This window comes from Candidatus Foliamicus sp., assembly GCF_965221325.1.
Taxonomy (GTDB): domain Bacteria; phylum Pseudomonadota; class Gammaproteobacteria; order Steroidobacterales; family Foliamicaceae; genus Foliamicus.
Genome location: NZ_OZ244880.1, coordinates 2,058,518 through 2,081,297 on the forward strand (window position 1 = coordinate 2,058,518; position 22,780 = coordinate 2,081,297).

Genomic DNA, 22,780 nt, shown 5'->3' on the forward strand with positions numbered 1-22,780 from the left:
CTATATTCAATCTGAACCCATGCGCGCCCTTCGGTACGCGTACTTGCACAGCGAATCATCGTGAGCAGCCTGTACGTTTGGCTGCCGGCTGCAGCAGTCGGCTTGGCGATGTTGGGGTTCGGAGCGAAAGCGTTCATTGACGGAGCCGCCGACGGCGCGCGCCGGCTTGCGGTATCGCCGATGCTGGTCGGCCTGTTCCTGGCCGGGTTCGCCACCTCGCTGCCCGAAGCCGTGGTCGCGGCGGTTGCCGCCCTGCGCGACAGCGTTGAACTGGCGCTGGGCAACGCGGTAGGGTCGAATATCGCCAATATCGGCCTGGTGCTGGGCGCCGGCGTACTCTTCATGGGCATGCGGCCCGACCGCGCGGCGGCCGGAATGGAACTCGGGACCATGGTGGCCGCCACGCTGCTGGCCTGCTTGCTGATCGCCAACGGTGAGCTCTCGCGCCTGGATGCCCTTTTGCTTCTCGGCGCCTTGCCGATACTGAGCTGGCTGGTGATTCGGAAAACCGGTGCGGGCGAAATGGCCTCGCCGGCCGATACGGCGGAGCCGGCCCTTCGCAGCATGTCGCGTAACGCGCTTTATGTGGGCCTTGGATTGGCGATGCTGCTGGTTGGCGCGGAGGCGCTGGTTCGGTCCGCGCAGGAAGTGGCTCGGATCGCCGGCGTGAGCGAACTGGTGATCGGCGCAACCGCGGTTGCCATCGGCACCAGTCTTCCGGAGTTGGCGATCACGGTGGCCGGCGCGGTAAAGCGCGAGACGGAGATCGCGCTGGGTAACGTGATCGGATCAAATATCTTCAATCTTCTGGTGGTGATCGGCGTTGCGGGCGCCATCGCCCCTTCGGCTTTTTCTTCCCAATTGCTGACTCTGCATGTTCCCATGCTGATTGGATTTACCTTCTGGTTCGTGGCTTTGGCCGTTCTCTGCCGCTGGAGAGGCGGGCTGGGCCGGGCCTGGAGCGTCAGCCTGCTATTGCCGTTCGCTGCCTATGTGACCTTGGTGGTGGTGCTGGCGGGCTAGCTCGGAAATCCGGAATCCGATGCCGTGCCCGGGCCGGCTCCGGGCAAACTTGGGTCCGCCGCATTATCATGGCCGGCCATGTCCGAGAACGCATCATTTATTGAAGAGGGGCGCCGAGTCCTGCGCATGGAGGCCGGGGCCGTGGCCGGCCTTGAGAAGCGTCTCGGACGGGATTTCAGCGAGGCCTGCCGCCTGTGCCTGACAGCCGGCGGCCGAGTCGTGGTTACCGGCATGGGAAAGTCGGGGCATATTGCCGGCAAGATCGCGGCCACCCTGGCCAGCACCGGAACGCCCGCCTTCTTCATGCACCCGGGAGAAGCCAGCCACGGCGACCTCGGCATGATTACCTCCGAAGACATCCTGATCGCGCTGTCCAATTCCGGCGAGACCGATGAAATCGTGCGCCTGCTGCCGATGCTTGCGCGCGTCGGCGTCCCTCTGATTGCAATGACCGGGCGCAAGGACTCGACCCTGGCGCAGCGCGCGGCGGCGGTGCTCGATACGCACGTGGAAGAAGAAGCCTGTCCGCTCAACCTTGCGCCCACCTCCAGCACCACCGCCACGCTGGCGTTGGGTGACGCGCTGGCCGTGGCGCTGCTCAAGGCGCGCGGGTTCACCGCCGAAGAATTCGCGCGCACCCACCCCGGCGGTCGCCTGGGCCGGCGCTTGCTGGTGAGAGTGTCCGACATCATGCGCACTGGTTCGGACATTCCCCAGGTTGCCCCGCAAGCAACCTTGGCGCAGGGACTCCTGGAGATGAGCCAAAAGGGATTGGGCATGACCGCGGTAACCGATGAGGCCGGACGCCCGCTGGGCGTGTTCACCGACGGCGACCTGCGCCGGGCCATGGACCGGGAAGTGAACCTCAAGACCACCCGAATGGCCGATGTTATGACTCGCGGAGGGCGGACGGTGGCGCCCGAATTGCTGGCCTCGGCGGCGCTGACTGAGATGCGGGAACGCAAGATCACTGCCTTGCTGGCTGTTTCCGACGGGCTACTCGTGGGCGCATTCAATATCCACGACCTGATGCGGGCTAAAGTGGCGTGAAGAGCGCACCAATGAGCCTGCAAGAGCGCGCTGCCGGTATCCGCCTGTTGGCGCTGGACGCCGACGGGGTTCTGACCGACGGGCAGATCTACATTGCCGATGCGAGCGGCAAGGAATGGGCCATGGGCTTCTCGACAAAGGACGGCTACGGTATTCGCCGTGCCCTTGAAGCGGGGCTGGAAGTGGCGGTGATTTCGGGGCGCGACAGCTATGGGCTGCGGCTGCGTCTCAGCGAACTGGGCATTAGCCAAACGGCGTTGCGCTGCGAGAACAAGCACGCAGCCCTGCAGCGAATGCTCGAGGAATTGCGAATCGACTTGCGCGCCACTGCGTTTGTGGGCGATGACGTGCCGGATCTGATGGTTATGCGAGAGGTCGGCTTGGCAATAGCCGTGGCCGATGCCCATCCGGAAGTACGCTCCGAGGCGCACTGGGTGACATCCGCGGCCGGCGGCCGGGGCGCGGTTCGGGAAGTCTGCGACTTTCTCCTGGCGGCGCAAGGTTGATACGCAAGCGCAAACTGTTCCCGGCACTGCTGGTGGCCGGTTTGGCGCTTTCCAGCCTGGTGCTGACGTATCGCGGCGAGAATACTTCGCCCCCGGAACAGGTGGAGTTGTCGCGGGACTACTTTTTCCGCGATGCCCGCATGGCGCTGACCGGCGCAACGGGGGACGCCGCATTGGAAATCGAGGCGGGCCGCGCGAGGCGGAGCCTCGAAGACTCTACGCTTGAGCTTGAGAGCATTTCGATACGCCGTGGCGATCCGCCAACGCTGGCGTTGATGGCGGATTCCGCATTGCTTCCGCGCCAGGGTGCGGACCTTGCCGCGGAAGGAAACCTGCGCCTGGAATTCGGTCCCTCCGGCACCTGGATGGCACGGGCAGAGCGCGCCCGCCTGTCCGGCAACGGCTCCCGGGTAACGCTCATGGGAGATGTGCGCTTTGCACGCGCCGACGGCGCCCGAGATGCGACTTCGATCACCGGCGAGCATCTGATCCTCGACGTGGAGGAGATGACCGCTTCTACCGACCAACGCGTGCGGGTGCGTATCGGGGAATTGGTCTTCGAGGCCGACGACCTCAACGCACAAGTCGATCAGGAAACAATTACACTTGCTTCCAATGTGCAGGCGATTTTCAGTCCGTAGCGTGTTTCTGGCAGTGACGCTGGCCACGGCGCTGCCTGCAATCCAGGCAATCACGCAGGAGACGCCCGAGAACCAAACCTCGTCGGACCTTGATATCAAGACCGAGTGGTCGCGCTACGACGGCACTCTCGGACGCCTCGTTTCCACGGGCGTAATCATCTCGCAAGGTGACTTCGAGATCCAGGCAGACCGCGCGGAAACCGATTCGCTGGACTTCCGGAACTCCACCTGGCTGTTCACGGGCAATATCCGCTTCCGGGCCGGGCAGGCCACGCTCAACTGCGACGAAGCGGAACTCAGCTTCAAGAACAAGCTCACCGGGGCGATCATTCGCGGTAACCCGGTCAGCATGGTCAACGAAGGCAAGCGAGTGGTCAAGGGAAGCGCACAGACGGTGGAGTACGAGGCAGAATCCGGGCTGATCCGATTCATTGGCGGCGCGGCGCTTGAGACCAGCGAGAGCCGGGTGAGCGGCGAATCGATCACCTTCGACCTCAACGCCGAGACCGTGACGGTCGCGCCTGGCGATGGAGAACCGGTGCAATTCCTGTTCGAGTTCTTTTCTTCCCCGGAAGATGACTAGCCCCGATACGCCGGCTGGCCCAGATACGCGGGCAAGCCTCAGGGCGGAGCGGATTTCCAAGCGCTTTGGCCCGCGCCAGGCCGTCAGCGAAGCGTCATTCGATGTGCAGACCGGCGAGGTAGTGGGTCTGCTCGGACCAAATGGCGCGGGCAAGACAACCGCGTTCTACATGGTCGCGGGGCTGTTGAGTTGCGACGCGGGCGCCATTTCTCTGGACGCCGCCGATGTCACGGCGCTTCCGGTGCATCGCCGCGCAACACTGGGGTTGGGCTATCTGCCGCAGGAGCCGTCGATATTTCGCAAGCTCACGGTGGAACAGAACATCCTCGCCATACTCGAGTTGCGCGCCAGTCTCAGCCGTGATGCGCGCAGGGAAGAGTTGGATCGGCTGCTGAACGAGTTCCAACTGCACAAGGTGCGCAGGTCGCCCGGGGCGAGTCTTTCGGGCGGCGAGCGGCGGCGAGTGGAAATCGCCCGTACTCTCGCCAGAACCCCACGCTACCTGCTGCTGGACGAGCCGTTTGCCGGCATCGACCCGATATCGGTAGCGGAAATTCAAGGCATCATCGCCACCCTTGCGCAACGCGGCATAGGCGTGTTGATTACCGACCACAATGTCCGGGAAACCCTGGGCATATGCAACCGCGCCTATATCCTGCACGAAGGGCGGGTCATTGCCTCCGGCGATCCCGAGGCCTTGCTGGCCGACCCGAAGGTTCGCTCGGTTTACCTGGGCGAGTCGTTTCGGCTATAGCGGCCCGGCAGGTGTGGAGGCCGCACCCGTGGCTCCGCAGCAGCGCTTGTACTTCTTGCCCGATCCACACGGACATGGCTCGTTACGGCCAACGCGCGGCTTTGCGCGCCGATAGGTCTGCACCTGGGGCGCTGCTGGCGCCGGGCGCCGCCGGCCACTCGTGCCGCTAGCCAGCGCCGGCCGGGGCGTTCCGGAAGCCGGCGCCGCCAACGCGGAAGCTTCTGCATGCTGTAAGCGCAGTTGGCGCTGCGGAGCCGGCGCCTGCTCCGCCTGCGGCTCGCTTTCGGAGAACTGCGCTCTGCTCAGCATCACGGTCACCTGCCGCGCCACCATGCCCAGCATTTCGGTAAACATTTCGAAAGCTTCGCGCTTGTACTCCTGCTTGGGGTTGCGCTGTGCATAACCCCGCAAGTGGATTCCCTGGCGCAGGTAATCCATCGCGGCCAGGTGCTCCTTCCAATGATGATCGAGTTGCTGAAGCAGCACGACACGTTCGATATGACGCATGGCTTCGGGCGCAACCGCGGCCGTCTTGCCCGCGTAAAGACGCTCAAGCTGCTCGATAACGCGATCAGCCACGGCCTCGGGTCCCAAGTCGCTGTTGCTCTGGAGCCACTCGGCAACCGGCGCCTCCGCCCCCAGCTCCAGGCTCAGGGCTTTTTCCAGGGCCTCGGGGTCCCAATCCTGGTCCGCTGCGTCCTCCGGCATGTGCTGAGACACCAGATCCATCACCATCTCGCTGCGCATGCTCTCGACGATTTCGCTGACATCCCCGGCGCCCAGCAATTCGTTGCGCCGCTCGTAAACCACCCGGCGCTGGTCGTTGGCGACGTCGTCGTACTCCAGCAACTGCTTGCGGATATCGAAGTTGTGCGCCTCCACCTTGCGCTGGGCGCGTTCGATCTGTCGCGTCAGCAACTTGCTCTCGATGGCCTCGCCTTCCCGCATGCCAACGGAAGACAAGAGCCCCTGTGTGCGCTTGGGGTCGCCGAAGATGCGCATCAGGCTATCTTCCAGAGAAATATAGAAGCGCGAAGCGCCAGGGTCGCCCTGACGCCCTGAACGCCCACGAAGCTGGTTGTCGATGCGCCTGGATTCGTGGCGTTCTGTTCCCACAATGCGCAAGCCGCCTGCATCCAGCACCCGCTCGTTGCGCTGCTTCCAGTCTTCCCTGAGGGACTCGCGCTCGGCCTCATCATCGCCTACGGCCTTCAGTTCCGCCTCGAGGTTGCCGCCCAGTACGATATCCGTGCCGCGCCCGGCCATGTTGGTAGCGATAGTCACCGCACCGGGGCGGCCGGCCTCGGCAATGATCTGCGCCTCACGCTCGTGCTGCTTGGCATTGAGCACCTGGTGCGGGATGCGCAATTCCTTGAGCTTGCCCGCGAGCAGTTCCGAGGTTTCGATGGAGGCCGTGCCCACCAGCACCGGCTGGCCGCGGCCGCGGCTCTCCTCAATGTCCTCGACCACGGCGCCGAACTTGTCGCCCGCGGTGAGGAACACAAGGTCCGGCTCGTCGCGGCGAATCATCTTCTTGTGGGTGGGAATCACCACCACCTCGAGACCGTAGATCTGCTGAAATTCGAAGGCTTCCGTATCCGCGGTGCCGGTCATGCCGGCCAGCTTTTCGTACATGCGGAAGTAGTTCTGGAACGTGATCGAGGCCACAGTGCGGTTTTCCTGACGCACGGCGACTTTTTCCTTGGCTTCCACCGCCTGGTGCAGGCCGTCCGACCAGCGCCGGCCGGGCATGGTGCGGCCGGTGAATTCATCCACGATGATCACTTCCCCATCGCGGACGATGTAGTCCACATCGCGCTTGAACAGGTAGTACGCCCGCAAGGCGGCCGTCATGTGATGCATCAGGCGGACGTTGGCGGCATCGTAGAGGCTGCCCCCGGCGCGTATCAGCCCGGCCTCGGCCAGGAGCTTCTCCACATGTTCGTGCCCCTCATCCGTGAGATAGGCCTGACGGGCTTTTTCGTCGAGCGTGAAATCACCGGGCCCGTCCTCCTGCTCCTGCTTGCGCAGGCGCGGCGCCACCCGATTCATCCGCCGGTAGAGCTCGGTGCTTTCCTCCGCCGGCCCGGAAATGATCAGCGGTGTGCGCGCCTCGTCGATCAGGATCGAATCCACCTCGTCAACAATCGCGAACTTCAGGCCGCGCTGTGCTTGATCTTCGGCGCGCAGCGCCAGGTTGTCGCGCAGATAGTCGAAACCGAACTCGTTGTTGGTGCCGTAACAGACGTCGCTCAGATAAGCCTCGCGTTTCTCCTCGACAGGCTGCTGGCTCTTGACCACCCCTACCGTGCAGCCGAGGAAGCGCAACACCGGTCCCATCCACTCGGCGTCACGCTGCGCCAGGTAATCGTTGACGGTAACGATGTGTACGCTGTCGCCGGCCAGGGAATTGAGAAATGCCGGCAATGTGGCAACCAGCGTCTTGCCCTCGCCAGTGCGCATTTCGGCGATCTTGCCCTCGTGCAGCGCCATGCCGCCAATCAACTGCACATCGAAATGCCGCATGCCGAGCGTACGGACGCTGGCTTCCCGGACCAGCGCGAAGGCCTCCGGCAGCAGTGCATCCAGCGCGCCTTCCTCGCGAGCGCGGCGGCGCAGCGCTGTGGCGCGCTCCTTCAGTTTGGCGTCGGATACCTTGCCGAGCTCAGGCTCAAGGGCGTTGATCCGCCGGGTGATTTTTTCGTAACCGCCGAGCAGCCGCTGATTGCGGCTGCCTATGATTCTTCTCAGGGGATTCACCGATTACCCCCCAGTCGCATCTCGCATGTGGATTGGTGAACTGTCTTGGGCAGCAACCAAACTCTGGCGTCAGGGTCAGGACCCCTTGTGCAGGAATTCAATCGGATTTACGGAAACGCCATTGCGCAGGACTTCAAAATGCAGACTGCTGCCGGTAACTCGCCCGCTGCGGCCGATGCGCGCAATCTCCTGGCCGCGCTGCACATAATCCCCCACCTCTACAAGATTCAGGGCATTATGGGCATAGCGGGTGGTGTAGCCGCCGGCATGGCTGACTTCCACAAGCTGCCCGTATGTGCTTCTGTTGCCGGCCCAGGTCACGACACCGGACGCAACAGCGTAGATCGGATCGCCCATTTCGCCGTCTATATCGATTCCCGCATGCCACGCGCGCATGCCGGTGAACGGATCTTTGCGGAAGCCGTGCCGCGAGGTGATGTAGCGCGTCTCCACAGGCCAGCCGGAAGGAGCAAAGAGCTCCTCGGCTCCTTGCGCCGCAAGAGCGTCTGCCACAATGCGCAAATCCTCGAAACGCTGATTCACGCGCGCGGTCAGGAAGTTCAACTCGGCGATAAGGCCAATTCCGCCATCGGCAACCGGCACTTCGAAGTCGAGGGAGGGCTCGGCAAATTCAACGCTGGCCGGCGTGAATGAAGGCTCGCCGCGCAGTTCACCAAGATAGTTCCCCCAACTGTCCATTTGCACCAGAGCCGCTTTCATTTCCGCAACCCTGACCGCGAGCGCTGCGATGCGCCGCTCGGCGTTGACCCGCGCCCGTTCGAATTCCTCGTCCTGCGCCGCCAGGGCGGCCTGCAATTTCTCGACGCGCTCAACCACCGCCGGCAAAGCCTGCTCTTGCGAGAGGCTTCCGGCAAAGAAGCTTCCCGTCGAACAGGCCAGCAGCGCCAGCGCCCAGATGGCGCCGGGAGATGCGGTAAGTTTTCGGAAATTCAGGTTCATGGCAAGATCGCACCACAGGAATTTTACGAGATTCGCCCGATGGCGAGAACACGCCGAAAAGGCCGCCCTGAGCGGGTTGCGGCCGCGCTATCCGACTGGACCACGCAAGCCGGGAACCAGATGGCGCTGGCCGAACGGCTCCGAGAGGCGCTGCACCCGGAGCTGCGCGAGGGGTTCGCCGGCAGCGATCTGGATGCCGGCGGCACGCTCACGGTGTATGCGGCGGCGCCGGAGTGGGCTGCGCGATTGCGGTTCGAGGCCACCGGGCTGGAGCAGGCGGCCGGCAAGGGCGGCTGGGCGGTCAGAAAGGTGCGCATCAAGCTAGCCCTGTAGGGCGCTCAAGCCCTTGGCTGTTGCGGCAGGCGCCGGTGCGCTGCGGCCGGCCGGGGCGGCGCTTACTTCTTCCCATGCCGAGTCGCGGCCCATGAGTTCCTGAACAAGGCGCACATTCAATGTGTGACCTGATCCGAAGCAGTGAAACTTGCCGATCAAGGGCCGCCCCAGGAGGTAGAGGTCGCCCACAGCATCGAGCAACTTGTGCCGGATCGGCTCGTTCGCATAGCGCAAGCCGCCCTCGTTCATCGCGCGATAGTCGTCGAACACTACAGCGTTGCGCAGACTTCCGCCAAGCGCCAGACCGTGCCTGCGCATGGCGGCCACTTCGTGCAGAAAGCCGAACGTGCGAGCCCGGCTGATTTGCTCGATGTAGGCAGTGGTCGAAAACTGGAAACCGTAAGCAAGCCCATCGCGCGCAAAGGCCGGGTGCGCAAAGTCACCCTGATAATGCAGGCTGAAGCCGCCTCCAGGCGCCAGCGCAGCCCAATGGCGACCTTGTTCAACGCGCACTTCTTCAAGAATGCGCACGTAGCTCCTGGGTGACTCCTGCTGCTCCAGACCCGCCTCCTCGACAAGCAACACAAAAGCCGAAGCACTGCCATCCAGAGCCGGCACTTCGGGGCCGTCCAGATCGGCCCAGGCGTTGTCAATTCCCAATCCGGCGAGCGCGGACAGCAGGTGTTCAACTGTGGCGACTGTCGCCGAACCGCGCCCCAAGGTCGTGCCTCGCAGCGTATCGACAACGCAGTCGTAGCGGGCAGGCACGTCTCCTTCGCCCTGCATGTCCACGCGCCGAAAGACAATTCCGGTGTTCGGCGCCGCGGGCCGCAAGGTCAGCCGCGCACGGCGCCCGCTGTGCAGGCCGATGCCGGTCACCGAAACTGAGCCGCGCAGGGTGCGCTGACGCATACTTGTACTCCGAAAGGAATTATCCATAAGCCTGCGAATTATCGGCATTTTCGGCGAAAATGCAAGCCGCTCCGCAGATCAGGGTGGCGCACAGCCCGCATGTCTAGCCCCTGACAGGCTATGCGAGCGGCTGACAACGCCAGCCTGCCGCAACGCCTGGTCGGACAAGCGCAGCGGATCTTTCGCCGCCGACTATTGGCTGCTAGCGCGCTAGAACTCGTAGCGGAAGCTAACGCCGTATTCGCGCGGCGCGCCCAGGAAGGCGTTGAAAGTCTGCGTCGAGCCTGGACCGGTGCCGGAACCCTGCAGGGGCGCATCAAACACGATAATCGCGTATTCCTCGTCAAGCAGGTTGCGAGCCCACAGATCGATGGTCCAGCGCTGTGCTCCCGGGCGGGTCAGCATGAGCCGCGCGTTCACCACGGTATAGGCCTCCTGGACTTTTTCGATGTCCAGATCCGACCCGGTGTTGTGCTCGCCGGTATAGCGCGCATCCATGTGCAAAGCGCCGTCCAGACTACCGACCGGAAAGCGCAAGGTGGCGCCTACCGCTCCGGTCCACTTGGGAGCGTGCGTCATCTGGCGTCCGGAACGGACCCCATATTCGGCCCCTTCCCCATAGCGCACGTCCGCGTAGGTAAGGCCACCGAAGGCCTCCAAGCCGCCGATCACCGCTCCGCGCGCTTCCAGTTCGACGCCGCGGCTAACGACCTCGGGAATATTCTGGGCCACGAATGCCACGCCGTTGAAGGTAGTGAGCTGAAAGCCCTCGAATTTCTCGTGGAACAGATTGACATCCACGGTTGCGCGCCGGTTATCCAACTCGAACTTGGCGCCTATGTCGAAGGCATCCACGGTTTCCGGATCGAAGATCATCTCATCAATGCTGGGTACGCTGGCAGTTCCCGTAGCCAGAAGGGTGAGAGTGGGACTGAGCAGCCCACTGCGATCCATATTGAATCCACCCGCCTTGTAGCCCCTGGCATAGCCGCCATAAAGAAGGTAGTCCCCCACCTGACGCGACAGCCGCACCGTGCCCGACACTTCGCTCTCGTCGAAGGAGCCCGCATAGTTCCCATCCATGGACGGGTCCACGAAGGGAATGCAGGCCAGACTCACGAGTTGCCCTATGCCGCCAACTACCGCCGGATCGGTCAGCAATGCCTGTCCGCCCTGCGCTAACGCTGCCGCGCCCGGCGCCACCTGCTGGGCCCCGCCGGTTATTCCGGCCGCGCCTTGACGGATCTGCTCCTGCACTGCGGGAACCGGGATCGCCTGCGTGGCCTGCTCCACAAAGTTGTTCAGGTCCTGAACATACTGATTCACTCCCGCCGCGTAGGCGCCCAGGCCGCCCACATAGGCCTGCATCGACTGCAGGTATCCGAGCACATTCCGGCTCACGGGGCCGCACATGCGGTCGCTGGACCGAAGATTGGAATCCAGCGATTTATCCTCTCGGGTGTAACGAAGCCCTACAGTCAACTCGAAGTCGTTGGCCATGGTGACGCTGTTGTGGGTAAACACAGCCCAGCTCTCGGAGTCCTGCTGGTAGTCGTCGCGAATGCCGGCGCCGAAAAACTGCTCGCCCGAAATCTGCTCAAAACCCGGCCAGGGATTGTAGGGAAAGCCCGGAAACGTGGGGAAGTTCGCCGCAAGCTGCGGCACCGCAAGCCCAGGCGGGAGCGCCGGCGCCAAGCCGTCCGCGAAGGCAGCGGCGCCCGCGGCTAAACCGGCGGCGCCCGCTTGCAGAGCCGGGGGCGGAGCGATCAGCGGAACGGCAGCGCCCAGACCGGCCCCTATCTGACTTGCGATCGCGTTCGCAAACGGCGAAAAGCCCACGCCGTATTCGAGAACATCGGTGTAGTTCAACTGCTCGTCGGCGTAGAAGACGCCCACCAGCCAGTCCAACGGGCCGGCCTCGCCGTTCAGGCGAAGCTCCTGCGTAAAGGTTTCAAACCCAGTCGCCGACTCGCCGAATGGGCGCTCGCCGATATCAACCACGCCAAAATCGATATCCTGACCGCGCTCCGTTGCCCAGTCGCGGAAAGCGGTAATGCTGGTGAAGTCACCCACGGCCGTGCTGGCATTGATCTCCACCGACAGACCGGATTCGTCCACGCCCTGGAAATAGCTGGAACTGGGCGATACGGTTGCCTTTCGCGCGTATGGATCGAAGGCAATTCCCACCGTAGAGGGATCGCGGGTTTGCGCCACCGCCAAACCTTGAACCAGCGGTGCGGTAGCTCCCGCAATCAGTCCCACCGAAGCGCAACAGGATTCCTCGCGCGTGGTGTGATCGGCAATCAGCCGGATCTGCGTGTCCGCGTTGGGCTCATAGACGAGTTGCCCACGCAGAAACAGGCGATTGCGGTCGTTGTAGGTGCGATCATCGTTGGCGTCTTCGAGAAAACCATCGCGCTCGTACCAAACGCCGTCCAGCCTCGCCGACAGGCCGGAGGCGGAACTGCCGCCGCTTACGCCCGCTTCAACCCGTGTGGCGTCGAACGATCCGAAGCTGATGTCGGCATATCCGGAACCTTCGGGATCCGGACCGGCCGTAATGATGCTTACCACGCCCGCCGATGTATTGCGGCCGAACAATGTGCCCTGCGGACCACGCAGGATTTCGACCCGTTCCACCGAGCCCAGCTCGTTGAACCCGACGCCGGCCCGGTTGCGGTAGACGCCGTCCACATACAAGCCTACCGCGGACTCGAAGCCCGGCGTGTCGGCGGTAGTGCCGATGCCTCGGATGCGGGCCGTGGCGCCGACCGTTTCACCCTGACCGACACTCAGGTGCAGGCTGGGCGCAATGCGCATCAATTGCCCAATATCCGTTACCCCGCTCAATTCGAGCTGCTCGGCGCCATAGGCCGACACCGCCAGCGGCACCTCCATGAGCGAGCGCTCGCGGCGCGTGGCGGTAACGATGATTTCTTCCAGTATCAGACCGGCGCCGGCAGACTCCCGAGAATCGTCCTGCGCCGCAAGCGGTGCGGCGATAACGGCTGACAACAAAACACAAACTGCGCGCATGTTTTCCCCCTTTTGCCCTCACGGCGGGCGAACAAGATCGAGGTGTGATGCACCATATCATACCGGCCCTTCAAAAGGCGGGCAGTGCGCGCTGCAGGTTGGACCGGCTAATCCGCCTGCTTGCGCAGGTGCGTGGGCACGGGATCGAACAGGTCCTTGCTGTGCTGCCCGCCTCCGGCACCGCGCATGCGCATGACGGCCGGACGGTCCAGACCTTCGTAGCTGGGCTGGGTAGCAAGCCCCAGGATGCTGCGCCGCGGCCGGGCATGGCCGGAACTGTCGCGCTGCCCTGTGCCGCTTCCGGCGCCGCGCGCTTCCGAGCGCAAGTGCTGCGCCTGGGATGCCCCCGGCCTTTCCTGCTCGCTTCCCGAGGCGCTCAGTCCGGTGGCCACAACTGTAACCCGGACGGCGCCCTTCATGTTGTCGTTCACGACTTCGCCAAACTTCACCATGCCTTCGCGTGCCAGCATGTTCCGCACCGCGTCGCCCAGCGACTTGAACTCGCGCATTCCCAGGTCGTTGCCGTGGGTGATATTCACGAGCACTCCACGCGCATCGCGAACATCCACTCCCTTGAGAAGCGGGCTGCACATGGCCAGCTCCAGAGCTTCGCGGGCGCGATCCGCTCCGCTCGCTTCGCCTGCGCCTATTACCACCCGGCCCGGTTCCTGCATCACCCTGCGCACGTCCGCCAGGTCCACGTTGATGCGGCCCGGGCAGGTGAGCAATTCGGCAATCCCATGCACCGCGTTGCGCAGCACCTTGTTGGACTCGCTGAACGCTTCTTCCATGGACACGTCGCCGTCGCCCTGCTCGCAGAAATACTCGATCAGCCTTTCGTTGGGGATGGTAACGATGGAGTGCGCGTGCTCGCTCAAGGCCGCTATTCCCTGCTGCGCGATCTCGCTGCGGGCCTCCCCTTCGAATTCGAACGGAGTGGTGACCACGCCCACCACCAACAGATCGGCTTCGCGGGCCACGCGAGCCACTTCCGGCGCAGCGCCGGTCCCCGTGCCGCCGCCCATTCCGGCCGCCACGAAAATCATGTCGGCGCCTTCCATGACCGCCGAGATGCGGTCCTGGTCTTCGATCGCGGATTCACGGCCCTTGGACGGATCGGAACCTGCGCCCATGCCGTTGGTGACCGTGCGGCCGATCGTGACCTTCAACTCGGCGCTTGATCTCGACAGCGCTTGCTCGTCGGTGTTCACGGCCACGAACTGCACGTTGCGCACGTTGGATTGGACCATTTCATTGACTGCATTGCCGCCGGCCCCGCCTACGCCGACGACCTTGAGCCGTGGGCAGCTTCCGGGTTCCGATTTCACCAGCCTGATGTTCATGTCTTTTACTCCCATTACATTGCTCCTGCGCGATTTCGCACGAAAAAAGGAGGGTCAGAATTGGCCCTTCAACCAGTTGATAGCCGAGCGCAGGCCGCCACTCTTGGGCCTGCCGCCCGACGCTGCTTGCCCGTCGCGCGGCTTCAGCGCGTACAGCAGAAGCCCCACACCCGTGGCGTGCGCCGGGTTGCTCACCACTTCCTGCAGGCCGCGAGTCCGCTGAGCGTGTCCGAGGCGTACGGGAACGTTGAGCACTTCCTCGGCTAGCTCAACGGCTCCGGGCATCGCCGATGTGCCGCCCGTGAGCACCACGCCGGCGGCGGCGCTCTCCAGGTAGGCGCCGCGGTGCAAGACGTTATGCACCAACTGAAACAGCTCCTCGTAGCGCGGCTCCACCACCCTCGCCAGCGCCTGCCGGGCAAGCTTGCGGGGCGGACGGTCGCCGACGCTAAGGACCTCGATTTCCTCGTTCTCTTCGACCATTTGCGCCAGCGCGCAGGCGTAGTGGATTTTGAGTTGCTCCGCGGCCTGGGTGGGCGTACGCAGGGACTGCGCGATGTCGTGGGTCACTTGGTCGCCGGCAATGGGAATCACGTGCGTGAAGCGGATCGAACCGCCCTGGAAAACGGCAATGTCGGTGGTGCCCGCGCCAATATCCAGCACGCAGCAACCCAGTTGCATTTCATCGTCGGTGAGGATGGCGGTGCCCGAGGCAAGGTGTTCCAGCACGATGCGTTCGGCGCGCAGGTTGCAGCGGCGTACGCACTTCTCGATGTTCTGTGCAGCGCTCTCGCCCACGGTAATGATGTGCACATGGGCTTCCAGGCGCACACCGGACATCATGGTGGGATCGAGGATGCCGTCCTGATCATCGACCACGTAGTCGCGCGGCAGCACGTGCAGCACCCGCTTGTCCGACGGCACGAGCACGGCCCGGGCCGCTTCAATGACGCGGGCCACATCGGACTCCGAAACTTCTTCCCCGCCCACGGCGACGATTCCGTGCGAGGTCAGGCTTTGCACATGATCGCCAGAAATGCCCACGACGACATCGCCGATCTGCACGCCCGACATCAGCTCGGCCTCGCCCACGGCCTGGTCGATCGACTTGATCGTCGCCTCGATATTCACCACCGAGCCGCGCTTCATTCCCTTCGATGGACTGGATCCAAAGCCGAGAATCTCCAGCTCGCCCGACTCTTCGTCCGCCGCCGCCACGATAGCGGCAACCTTCGAGGTGCCGATATCCAGCGCCGTGACGATGTCCCGGTCACGCTTGCGTGTCATGGCGAAATTCCCCCTTGCTGCCGTTGATTTGCGCCGCTGGACGTCCAGGCGACGGCGAATCCGTTCGGGTAGCGCAAGTCGATATACGCTATTTCCTGTCCTGCTGCCCGCGGCAGCCTGTCCAGCGCCATCAGGGCCCTTTCGAACCTGCGCTGCACCAAGTCGCTTCCCAGCCGAAGCTGCATTCCCTGGCGCAATTGAAGTGTCCAGCCGCCGCGCGCGTCGAGAGTCACCGCATCAAGCGCCAGAGACTGTTGCCTCAACTGCGTGGAGAATTCCCGGTAGCGGTCCAGCACCCGCTCCTGAGAACCTTCGGGGCCGCGCAGCATGGGCAGATCCCCGCGCATCGAATCGCCCGGCTCGAATATGGCGCCCGCTTGGTTCAGCATGGCCTGGTCTCCCCAGCGCGCCAAGGGTCGGTGCTCGGATATATCTATGCTCAAGTTGAGCGGCCATTCGCGGCGAACCTTGGCGGATGCCACCCAGCGCAAGGCCTCCAGTTGCCCACGCAGGCGGTTGACCGGCAAACGCACCCAGCCCCAGCTCAGATAGGGCGTGACCAAGGCCTGTATGTCCTGTTTCTCCACGCGCTCGAAAGCGCCGTGAATCTTCACTTCGCGGATGGGCACGCGAGTCAGCCCAGGCACGGCGGCGGCAGCCGCAGCGGTCAGCAGTATCGTGGCCAGAATCGGCGAGGCAATCCGCCGCCGCCCGCGCCTTCTGCGCCCCTTGTTCACGAAGAGCCTCCCGGCGAAAGGGTCGCGGAATAGAAGCTGGTTTCCAGGACACGCCAGCACAACTCGTCGAAAACAATGCCAGCCTCGGCCGCGGCCATCGGGACCAGGCTGTGCGAGGTCATCCCGGGCACAGTGTTCACTTCGAGCACCCACGGCGCCTGGCTCGCATCGATCATGAGATCGACCCGCGCCCACCCGCTCACGCGCAACGCCCCAATCGCGGACTCGGCGTGACGATTGATGGCGGCCTCCTGCTCCGGCGGTAGTCCGCAGGGGCAGTGGTAGCCGGTGCTGGCGCTCTCGTACTTGGTGCGAAAATCGTAGAACTCGCCCTCGGGCGGAACAATCCGCACCACCGGCAGCATCTCTCCCTGCAGCATGCTGGCGGTATATTCGCCGCCCTCTATCCAGGACTCTACGAGCACCTCGCTTCCGAACTGCGACGCGCTCCGATAAGCGGCTTCAACCGCGCTGAAGCGGTCAACACGCGACACGCCGAGACTGGATCCCTGGCTGTTGGGCTTCACGCTTAGCGGCAACCCCAAGTCTCGCGCTGCTGCGCGAGCTTCGCTTGCGCTGCAGGCGAGCCGCCACGGCGGAGTCGGAATGCCGGCTGAGGCGAACATCGTCTTGCTCCAGTGCTTGTCCATGGACAGGGACAAGGCCGCCTGACCGCTGCCGCTACAGGGCAGACCCAGCGTCTGGAGCAGCGCCGCAACGACACCGTCCTCGCCCCCAGGACCATGCAGAGCGTTGAACGCGCGATCGTATCCACCGTGCAGCAAGTGCTCGGCCAATTCCCTGCCGCTCCTGTCAACCGGCTCGACCTCGACGCCGCGGGACCGCAACGCTTCCAGAACCGCCTTGCCCGTCACGAGCGAAATCTCCCGCTCGGGGGAATCGCCCCCCATGAGCAGGGCGACCCGGCCGAATTCCGAGGCATGCCTTACCTCGCGGCGCTGCGGTGCGCTCATGCCCGCGCCTCCGAGCTGCCGCCCAGGATGCGCACTTCCGGCTGCAGGCTGACGCCCGTGGCCTCGCGCACTCGGTCTTGAACCCTGCGGATCAGCCGCTCTATATCGGTGGCCGTCGCCCCGCCGTGGTTGACGATGAAGTTGGCGTGTTTGGGAGACACCTCGGCAGCGCCCTCCCGCAAACCCTTCAGGCCGGTGCGGTCGATCAATTCGCCGGCATAACCGCCTGGTGGATTGCGAAACACCGAGCCGCAACTGGGAAGATCAAGCGGCTGCCGGCGGCGGCGCTCGGCCATCAGCGAGCGTCGGCGACCGCTTTGCGACGTCGCTTCGAAACGGAAACGCGCAAGCAAAAAGCACTCGCTTGGGGGACCGCCAAGCTGGCGGTAGCCGGGCCGATACTCGTCGCGGCCGCGAACATGCTCGACGCCCTTGCGGTCGATCGTTTCCAGCGCCTCGATGCTGTCCCAGGTCTCGCCTCCGAAAGCGCCGGCGTTCATGGCCAGGGCCCCACCCAGCGTGCCGGGAATGCCGGCGAAGAATTCGGCCGGTCCGAGCTCCAGGTTTTCGCAGTGCTTCGCCAGCGCCGTGCAGGGGGTGGCCGCTCCGGCCTCAACGATCCGAGCGGCAACTTGCCGCACACCTCGGAATGCGCGGCCAAGAGACAGCACGGCACCGCTTATGCCTTCATCGCGCACCAGCAAGTTGCTGCCAAGGCCGATGAAATGCACCGGCAGCGCAGGGTCCAGGTGGCGCAGGAACTCCGCAAGATCGGCCCGGTCGGCTGGTACGAAAAAGACTTGCGCCGGACCGCCCACGCGCCAGTGCGTATGCCGCGACATCGGCTCGTCGTAGCGCAGCTTGCCGCGAAAGGCCTGCGCGCGAGGTAGGCGGGGTGGAGCAATACTCACGGCAGGCTCTTCTTGCGCCCGGCGCCGCTGGCTATGGTGGGGCCGCGCAGCTTCGCCGGCAGCTTGGCCGCTTCCGCGCCGATGTTTCCAGCGCCCAGCGTCAGGACCAGATCGCCTTCCACCACTATGTTGCGCAAGGCTGCGACCAGTCCACGAACATCCTCGATAAACACGGGTTCGGCGCTGCCTCGCGCCCGCATGGCACGGCAGATGGCGCGCCCGTCGGCGCCCGAAATCGGCGCCTCGCCGGCCGGATAGACTTCGGTCACGATAGCCCTGTCAGCCGTCGACAGGACCGCGGCCAAGTCATCAAGCAGGTCGCGCGTGCGCGTATAGCGGTGCGGCTGGAAAGCCACCACGACCCGGCGTCCGGGCCATGCCTCTCTGGCCGCCTGCAGGGTAGCTGCCACTTCGCGGGGATGATGCGCGTAATCGTCTGCCAAGGTGATCTGCCCGTTCGGCGTCTGAATATCTCCCAGCAACTCGAAGCGGCGGCGCAGCGGGCGACACTCTGCCAGCGCCTGACGCACGAATTTGATGTCAATGCCCAATTCGCAGGCCAGCGCGACGACCGCCAGGGCATTAAGAGCGTTATGGCGTCCCGGCAGATTGATGGTCAGGACCGTTCGCTCGCCGCCGGGCAGATCTACTTCCATGCTCGACCACAAGCCTTTTACGCGAAGCTTCAACCCGCGGTAATCGGCGTCGGGCGAAAAACCATAAGTGCGGGTGCGCCGCCGCACACGCGGCAAAATCGCCTCCACTCCGGGGTCGTCGGCGCAGGCCAGCAACAGGCCGTAGAGCGGCAGATTATGGGCGAACTCGACGAATGCCTGCCGCAGCCGGTCGAGATTGCCGCCGTAGGCGCCGAGATGATCGTCGTCGATATTGGTGACCACCGCTACCACCGGTTGCAAGTGGAGGAAAGACGTATCGCTCTCGTCCGCCTCGGCAACCAGGCAGCTTCCGGAGCCGAGCTTGCTGCGCATGGCATTGCGCACCAGGCCGCCCACGACGTAGGTCGGATCTTCGCCGGCGCGGTCAAGCATCTCCACGATCAAATGGGCGGTAGTGGTCTTGCCGTGGGTCCCGGCTACGGCGATTCCGTCACGCTGGCGCATCAACTCGGCCAGCACGTCGGCGCGCGCCACCACCGGCAGCCGCGCAGCCCTCGCGGCCTTGAGCTCGACGTTGTCGGACGGGATGGCGGACGACCGCACCACGAAGTCCGATCCCGCAACCTGCGAGGCGCGATGACCCTTGAAAACCTTTACGCCAAGGCTTTCAAGATGCTGGGTGGTCTGGCTAACGGCCCGGTCCGAGCCCTGCACGGCGTAGCCGAGGCTGGCTATGACCTCGGCCAGACCGCTCATTCCAGCACCGCCTATGCCGACGAAATGAATTCGGCGCACTTGCTTTGTGAGCAGATTTCTCATGCTGGCCGGCGCGCCTCAAGACAAGCTTCGACAACGGTCTGCGTGGCCCGGGGGCGAGCCAACTGGCGCGCCTGCAGGGCGCGCGCCAGTGCAGACGCGCGGTCGGCGGCAAACTGTTCCACGGTAGAGGCCAGCGCCTGAGGGGACAGTTCCGCTTCGGAAATCAGGGCGGCGGCGCCATGTTCCGCAAGATAGCGGGCATTGCGGGTCTGGTGATCATCGGCCGCCAGGGCGAAGGGCACCAGTACGGCGCCCAGACCCACTGCTGCCAATTCCGACAGGGTCAGGGCGCCCGCACGGCAGACCGCCACGTCGGCCCAAGCATAGGCTTCGGCCATGTCGGTGATGAACTCGCGAACCTCGCACGCGAGGCCCAGGCGCAGATAGGCCGAACGCACCTCGGCGGCGTTGCCGCGTCCTGACTGATGCAACACCGTAACTTCCATGCTCAGCTTGTCCAGGCCACCCGGAACCTCGCGGTTAAGCACCCGCGCGCCCTGACTGCCGCCCAGCACCAGTATTCGCAATGGACCGGAGCGCGCCGCGAAACGAGCGCGGGGTGGTTCGACCTTGAATAGTTCGGCGCGCACGGGATTTCCTGTCTCGGTGCGCGATCTGCCCAACGGCAGGGCGCCAGGGTAGGCCACCAGCACCCTTTTCGCGAAGCGGGCAAGCAGGCGGTTTGCGTAACCCGCGACAGCATTCTGCTCGTGAATGAGCAGCGGCACGCCGCACAGCCAGGCCGCCAAACCTCCCGGGGCGGACACGAAGCCACCCAAACCCAGGGCCAAGCTGGGCCGAAGCCGGCGAATGATGAGCAGAACTTGGAAGATCGCGCGGCCTACCGTCCAGGGAGCCAACAGCCAGACGAGAATTCCGCGTCCGCGCAGGCCGGCAACAGTCAGCCATTCCATGGCCACACCGGCGGGGCGCGAGATCCGCGCTTCCAGTCCACGACGGGTACCGAGCCACACCACCGCCACGTTGCGGTCACGCAATTCCCTGGCCACCGCCAAGGCCGGAAACACGTGGCCGCCGGTGCCGCCGGCCATGATCATTACCGGTCGGCCGCTCATCGGCCGGACCTCGCCGGCAAACCAGGCTCCAGGGCCGCATTTTCCCGATCAATGCGCAGCAGTACGCCCAGGGAAATCAGCGTAACGACCAGGTTCGAGCGGCCATAGCTGATCAAAGGCAGCGCCAGCCCCTTGGTCGGCAACACGCCCATGGTCACGCCCACATTCACGAAAACCTGCAGGCCGATGCACAGCGCAAGCCCGAAGGCGAAATAGGCCTGAAACATTCTCTTGCGTGCCGCCGCCTCCTTGGCCACGCAAAGCACGCGCGCGACCAGCAGCGCAAAGACGCCGAGCAGCGCCAGGCTTCCAAGCAGCCCTGCCTCTTCGGCAATCACCGCGAAGATGAAGTCGGTATGCGCTTCCGGCAGATAGAAGAGCTTCTGTACGCCCGCACCCAGCCCCGCCCCCGAAAAATGTCCGGTGCCGATGGCCATGAGCGACTGCGTAAGCTGCCATCCGCTATGCAGCGGGTCAGACCAGGGATCCAGAAACGACTGCACCCGAGCCAGGCGATAAGGCGAGGTCCAGGCCAGCAGCGCAAACGCCCCTACTCCGGTCAACGCCAGCAAGCCCACATCGCGAAACCTGGCGCCGGCCACGAACAGCACGCCTACGGACATGGCCAGGACCAGCGCGGCAGCGCCGAAATCGGGCTGCTGCAGAAGCAGCAAGGCCACCAGCCCGACCAGGATGACCGGCTTCAGCAACGCGCCCATGCCTTGCTGCAGCGCCGCCTCGTGCCGGTGCGCGTAGCCGGCCACAAACATCAGCACCAGCAGGCGCGCGGGCTCGCTCGCCTGTACTGAAATGATCGAGCCCAGAGTAAGCCAGCGGGTACTGCCGTTAACCTCGCGTCCCAGGCCGGGCAGCAGAACCAAGGCCAGCAGCAGAATCGCCAACAATATGGGCAACAGCCCGAGCCGCTCCCAGAAGCGCGTGGGCACCTGGTACACCAGAAGCGCACCGGCCAAGCCGACCGCGGCGGCGGCGCCCTGGTTGATCAGGAAGAAAAACGCATCGCCGTAATTTCGCTCGCCCAGCTCCAGCGACGCGGTGGCCAGGGAAATGAAGCCGGCTATCAGCAGCGTCCCGACGGACAACAGCAGCCAGCTGTCCAGGCGGCTAGTCGCGTCGGCGGCTGGGCGGGCAGGCATCAGTGAACCTCGCGGACCGCGCGCTCGAACGCCAGCCCACGCTCCCGATAGTTGTCGAACATGTCGAAGCTGGCGCAAGCGGGCGCCAGCAGGACGGTGGCGCCGGGCTGTGCAAGGCCGCGGGCCGCGGCTACCGCATCCTCCAGCGAGCCACTGCACGAAACACGGCAATCGGCCCCCAGGGCGGCAGCGATACGTTCCGCCTCCTGCCCAATCGCGATAACCTCGGCATCACGTCCCCGAAGCGCTTCGCGCAGAACTTCGTAGCCCAGCCCCTTGCCGGCGCCGCCGGCGATCAGAACAAGAGGGTCCGGCACGCTGCCTACTGCGGCGGCGGCAGCAGCCGCGTTGGTGGCCTTGGAGTCGTTGATCCACTGCACTCCATGCCATTTCCCAAGCGGCTGCATCCGATGCGGCAGCGCTTTGAAGGATGCCGCCGCGCGGCGCATGGCCGCGGCCTCAAGACCCAACACCCGGCCCATGGCCAAGGCAGCGAGCAGATTGCTCAACTGGAATCCGCGCTGCAGGCTGCTGTCGGCCACTTTCATCAGGGTTGTAACCCCGTGGCGGATTTCTGCCTGTGCCCCGCTGCCCACCACGCCCAGGCAATCGCTGCGCGGCTTGCCCTGCCCGTACTCCAGCCGGGAACAGGCTTCAGGCATAGGCGCAAGCGCCTGCACGTCGGCATCGCCGGCGGGCACCACGCAATGCGCACAGGCCAGGTAGATGCGGGCCTTGCAAGCCGCATAGGATGCAAAGTCGGCGTGAGCGTCGAGATGATCCGGCGCCACATTGAGAATTACCGCCGCCTCCAGGGCGATAGGCGAAGCGCGCTCGAGGTGGAAACTGGACAGCTCCAGCACGCGAATCTCGCTTGGCTCCGCGAGCAGGTCGAGTGCCGGCGTACCAAGGTTGGCGCCGGCGCTGGCCTTCAGCCCTGACTCACGCAGCATGTCTAGCAACAGCGTGGCCACGGTGCTCTTGCCGTTGGAGCCGGTAATGCCAACCAGGCGAGCGCGGTTTTCGCCGCAAAACAAATCCAGGTCGCCGAGCACGGGAACTCCCTGCTCGCGGGCATGCTCCACCAGCGGGTGAGCCAGCGGTGCGCCCGGCGACAGCACAAGCTGATCCACGCCGACGGGAAGCTCGTGCAGCTCGTCGGCGACATGACGGCGCGCGCGAGGCATGACCCGGCGTATTTCTTCGTGGGCCGGAGGTTCTGCGCGGGTATCACAAAAGATCGCGGAACGCCCTGCCCGCGCGAAATAGCGCGCGCAGGATGCACCAGTGGCACCCATTCC

The 22,780-nt window shown here is 64.5% G+C and carries 20 protein-coding genes; 7 read left to right on the forward strand and 13 right to left on the reverse strand.

Annotation, left to right across the window (positions count from 1 at the left end):
• Positions 1–60: 60 nt before the first annotated feature.
• The 6 genes from ACWCOO_RS08810 to lptB all read left to right on the forward strand — a co-directional run bounded on the left by ACWCOO_RS08810 (position 61) and on the right by lptB (position 4,557).
• Positions 61–1,023, forward strand: a complete 963-nt coding sequence (locus ACWCOO_RS08810; RefSeq protein ID WP_446830617.1) for a sodium:calcium antiporter — start codon at positions 61–63, stop codon at positions 1,021–1,023.
• A gap of 78 nt (positions 1,024–1,101) precedes the next feature.
• Complete coding sequence (locus ACWCOO_RS08815) at positions 1,102–2,073, forward strand: KpsF/GutQ family sugar-phosphate isomerase (RefSeq protein ID WP_446830618.1); 972 nt, start codon at positions 1,102–1,104, stop codon at positions 2,071–2,073.
• Positions 2,074–2,084: 11 nt separating this feature from the next.
• The gene (locus ACWCOO_RS08820) at positions 2,085–2,579 is read left to right on the forward strand and encodes a KdsC family phosphatase (RefSeq protein ID WP_446832030.1); all 495 of its coding nucleotides are present in this window, start codon (positions 2,085–2,087) and stop codon (positions 2,577–2,579) included.
• Positions 2,576–3,220: an LPS export ABC transporter periplasmic protein LptC gene (gene lptC, locus ACWCOO_RS08825; protein WP_446830619.1), complete on the forward strand. Its 645-nt coding sequence runs from the start codon at positions 2,576–2,578 to the stop codon at positions 3,218–3,220. The genes ACWCOO_RS08820 and lptC overlap by 4 nt, the downstream gene beginning before the upstream one ends.
• Before the next feature lies 1 nt (position 3,221).
• A complete protein-coding gene (locus tag ACWCOO_RS08830; RefSeq protein ID WP_446830620.1) occupies positions 3,222–3,803 on the forward strand; it encodes an LptA/OstA family protein in 582 nt (193 codons plus the stop codon).
• Positions 3,796–4,557: an LPS export ABC transporter ATP-binding protein gene (gene lptB, locus ACWCOO_RS08835; RefSeq protein WP_446830621.1), complete on the forward strand. Its 762-nt coding sequence runs from the start codon at positions 3,796–3,798 to the stop codon at positions 4,555–4,557. Before ACWCOO_RS08830 ends, lptB begins: the two co-directional genes overlap by 8 nt.
• On the opposite strand, the gene secA is transcribed toward lptB, so the two are convergent.
• On the reverse strand, positions 4,552–7,317 hold the full coding sequence (gene secA, locus ACWCOO_RS08840; RefSeq protein WP_446830622.1) for a preprotein translocase subunit SecA: 2,766 nt from the start codon (positions 7,315–7,317) through the stop codon (positions 4,552–4,554). The genes lptB and secA overlap by 6 nt on opposite strands.
• Positions 7,318–7,392: 75 nt before the next feature.
• Positions 7,393–8,277: a M23 family metallopeptidase gene (locus ACWCOO_RS08845; protein WP_446830623.1), complete on the reverse strand. Its 885-nt coding sequence runs from the start codon at positions 8,275–8,277 to the stop codon at positions 7,393–7,395.
• A 39-nt stretch (positions 8,278–8,316) separates the two neighbouring features.
• On the opposite strand from ACWCOO_RS08845, the gene ACWCOO_RS08850 reads away from it, so the two are divergent.
• Positions 8,317–8,610, forward strand: coding sequence for a DciA family protein (locus ACWCOO_RS08850; RefSeq protein WP_446830624.1), 294 nt, complete (start codon positions 8,317–8,319; stop codon positions 8,608–8,610).
• On the opposite strand, the gene lpxC is transcribed toward ACWCOO_RS08850, so the two are convergent.
• The 11 genes from lpxC to murD form a co-directional block, all read right to left on the reverse strand.
• On the reverse strand, positions 8,599–9,522 hold the full coding sequence (gene lpxC, locus ACWCOO_RS08855; protein WP_446830625.1) for a UDP-3-O-acyl-N-acetylglucosamine deacetylase: 924 nt from the start codon (positions 9,520–9,522) through the stop codon (positions 8,599–8,601). The genes ACWCOO_RS08850 and lpxC overlap by 12 nt on opposite strands.
• Before the next feature lie 210 nt (positions 9,523–9,732).
• A complete protein-coding gene (locus ACWCOO_RS08860) occupies positions 9,733–12,558 on the reverse strand; it encodes a TonB-dependent receptor (protein WP_446830626.1) in 2,826 nt (941 codons plus the stop codon).
• A 107-nt stretch (positions 12,559–12,665) separates the two neighbouring features.
• The gene (gene ftsZ, locus ACWCOO_RS08865; RefSeq protein ID WP_446830627.1) at positions 12,666–13,901 is read right to left on the reverse strand and encodes a cell division protein FtsZ; all 1,236 of its coding nucleotides are present in this window, start codon (positions 13,899–13,901) and stop codon (positions 12,666–12,668) included.
• 54 nt (positions 13,902–13,955) lie between these two features.
• Positions 13,956–15,188, reverse strand: a complete 1,233-nt coding sequence (gene ftsA, locus ACWCOO_RS08870) for a cell division protein FtsA (RefSeq protein ID WP_446830628.1) — start codon at positions 15,186–15,188, stop codon at positions 13,956–13,958.
• Positions 15,185–15,925 carry a cell division protein FtsQ/DivIB gene (locus ACWCOO_RS08875; RefSeq protein ID WP_446830629.1) on the reverse strand — a complete coding sequence of 247 codons (741 nt, stop codon included), beginning with the start codon at positions 15,923–15,925 and terminating at the stop codon, positions 15,185–15,187. Before ACWCOO_RS08875 ends, ftsA begins: the two co-directional genes overlap by 4 nt.
• Positions 15,922–16,899 carry a D-alanine--D-alanine ligase gene (locus ACWCOO_RS08880; RefSeq protein WP_446830630.1) on the reverse strand — a complete coding sequence of 326 codons (978 nt, stop codon included), beginning with the start codon at positions 16,897–16,899 and terminating at the stop codon, positions 15,922–15,924. Before ACWCOO_RS08880 ends, ACWCOO_RS08875 begins: the two co-directional genes overlap by 4 nt.
• A complete protein-coding gene (gene murB, locus ACWCOO_RS08885; protein ID WP_446830631.1) occupies positions 16,896–17,810 on the reverse strand; it encodes a UDP-N-acetylmuramate dehydrogenase in 915 nt (304 codons plus the stop codon). The genes ACWCOO_RS08880 and murB overlap by 4 nt, the downstream gene beginning before the upstream one ends.
• Positions 17,807–19,183 carry a UDP-N-acetylmuramate--L-alanine ligase gene (gene murC, locus ACWCOO_RS08890; RefSeq protein ID WP_446830632.1) on the reverse strand — a complete coding sequence of 459 codons (1,377 nt, stop codon included), beginning with the start codon at positions 19,181–19,183 and terminating at the stop codon, positions 17,807–17,809. Before murC ends, murB begins: the two co-directional genes overlap by 4 nt.
• A 59-nt stretch (positions 19,184–19,242) precedes the next feature.
• Positions 19,243–20,322 (reverse strand): undecaprenyldiphospho-muramoylpentapeptide beta-N-acetylglucosaminyltransferase, encoded by a 1,080-nt coding sequence (gene murG, locus ACWCOO_RS08895; protein WP_446830633.1) that lies wholly within the window; start codon positions 20,320–20,322, stop codon positions 19,243–19,245.
• Complete coding sequence (gene ftsW / locus ACWCOO_RS08900; RefSeq protein ID WP_446830634.1) at positions 20,319–21,479, reverse strand: putative lipid II flippase FtsW; 1,161 nt, start codon at positions 21,477–21,479, stop codon at positions 20,319–20,321. Before ftsW ends, murG begins: the two co-directional genes overlap by 4 nt.
• Positions 21,479–22,777 carry a UDP-N-acetylmuramoyl-L-alanine--D-glutamate ligase gene (gene murD, locus ACWCOO_RS08905; protein WP_446832031.1) on the reverse strand — a complete coding sequence of 433 codons (1,299 nt, stop codon included), beginning with the start codon at positions 22,775–22,777 and terminating at the stop codon, positions 21,479–21,481. Before murD ends, ftsW begins: the two co-directional genes overlap by 1 nt.
• Positions 22,778–22,780: the final 3 nt, after the last annotated feature.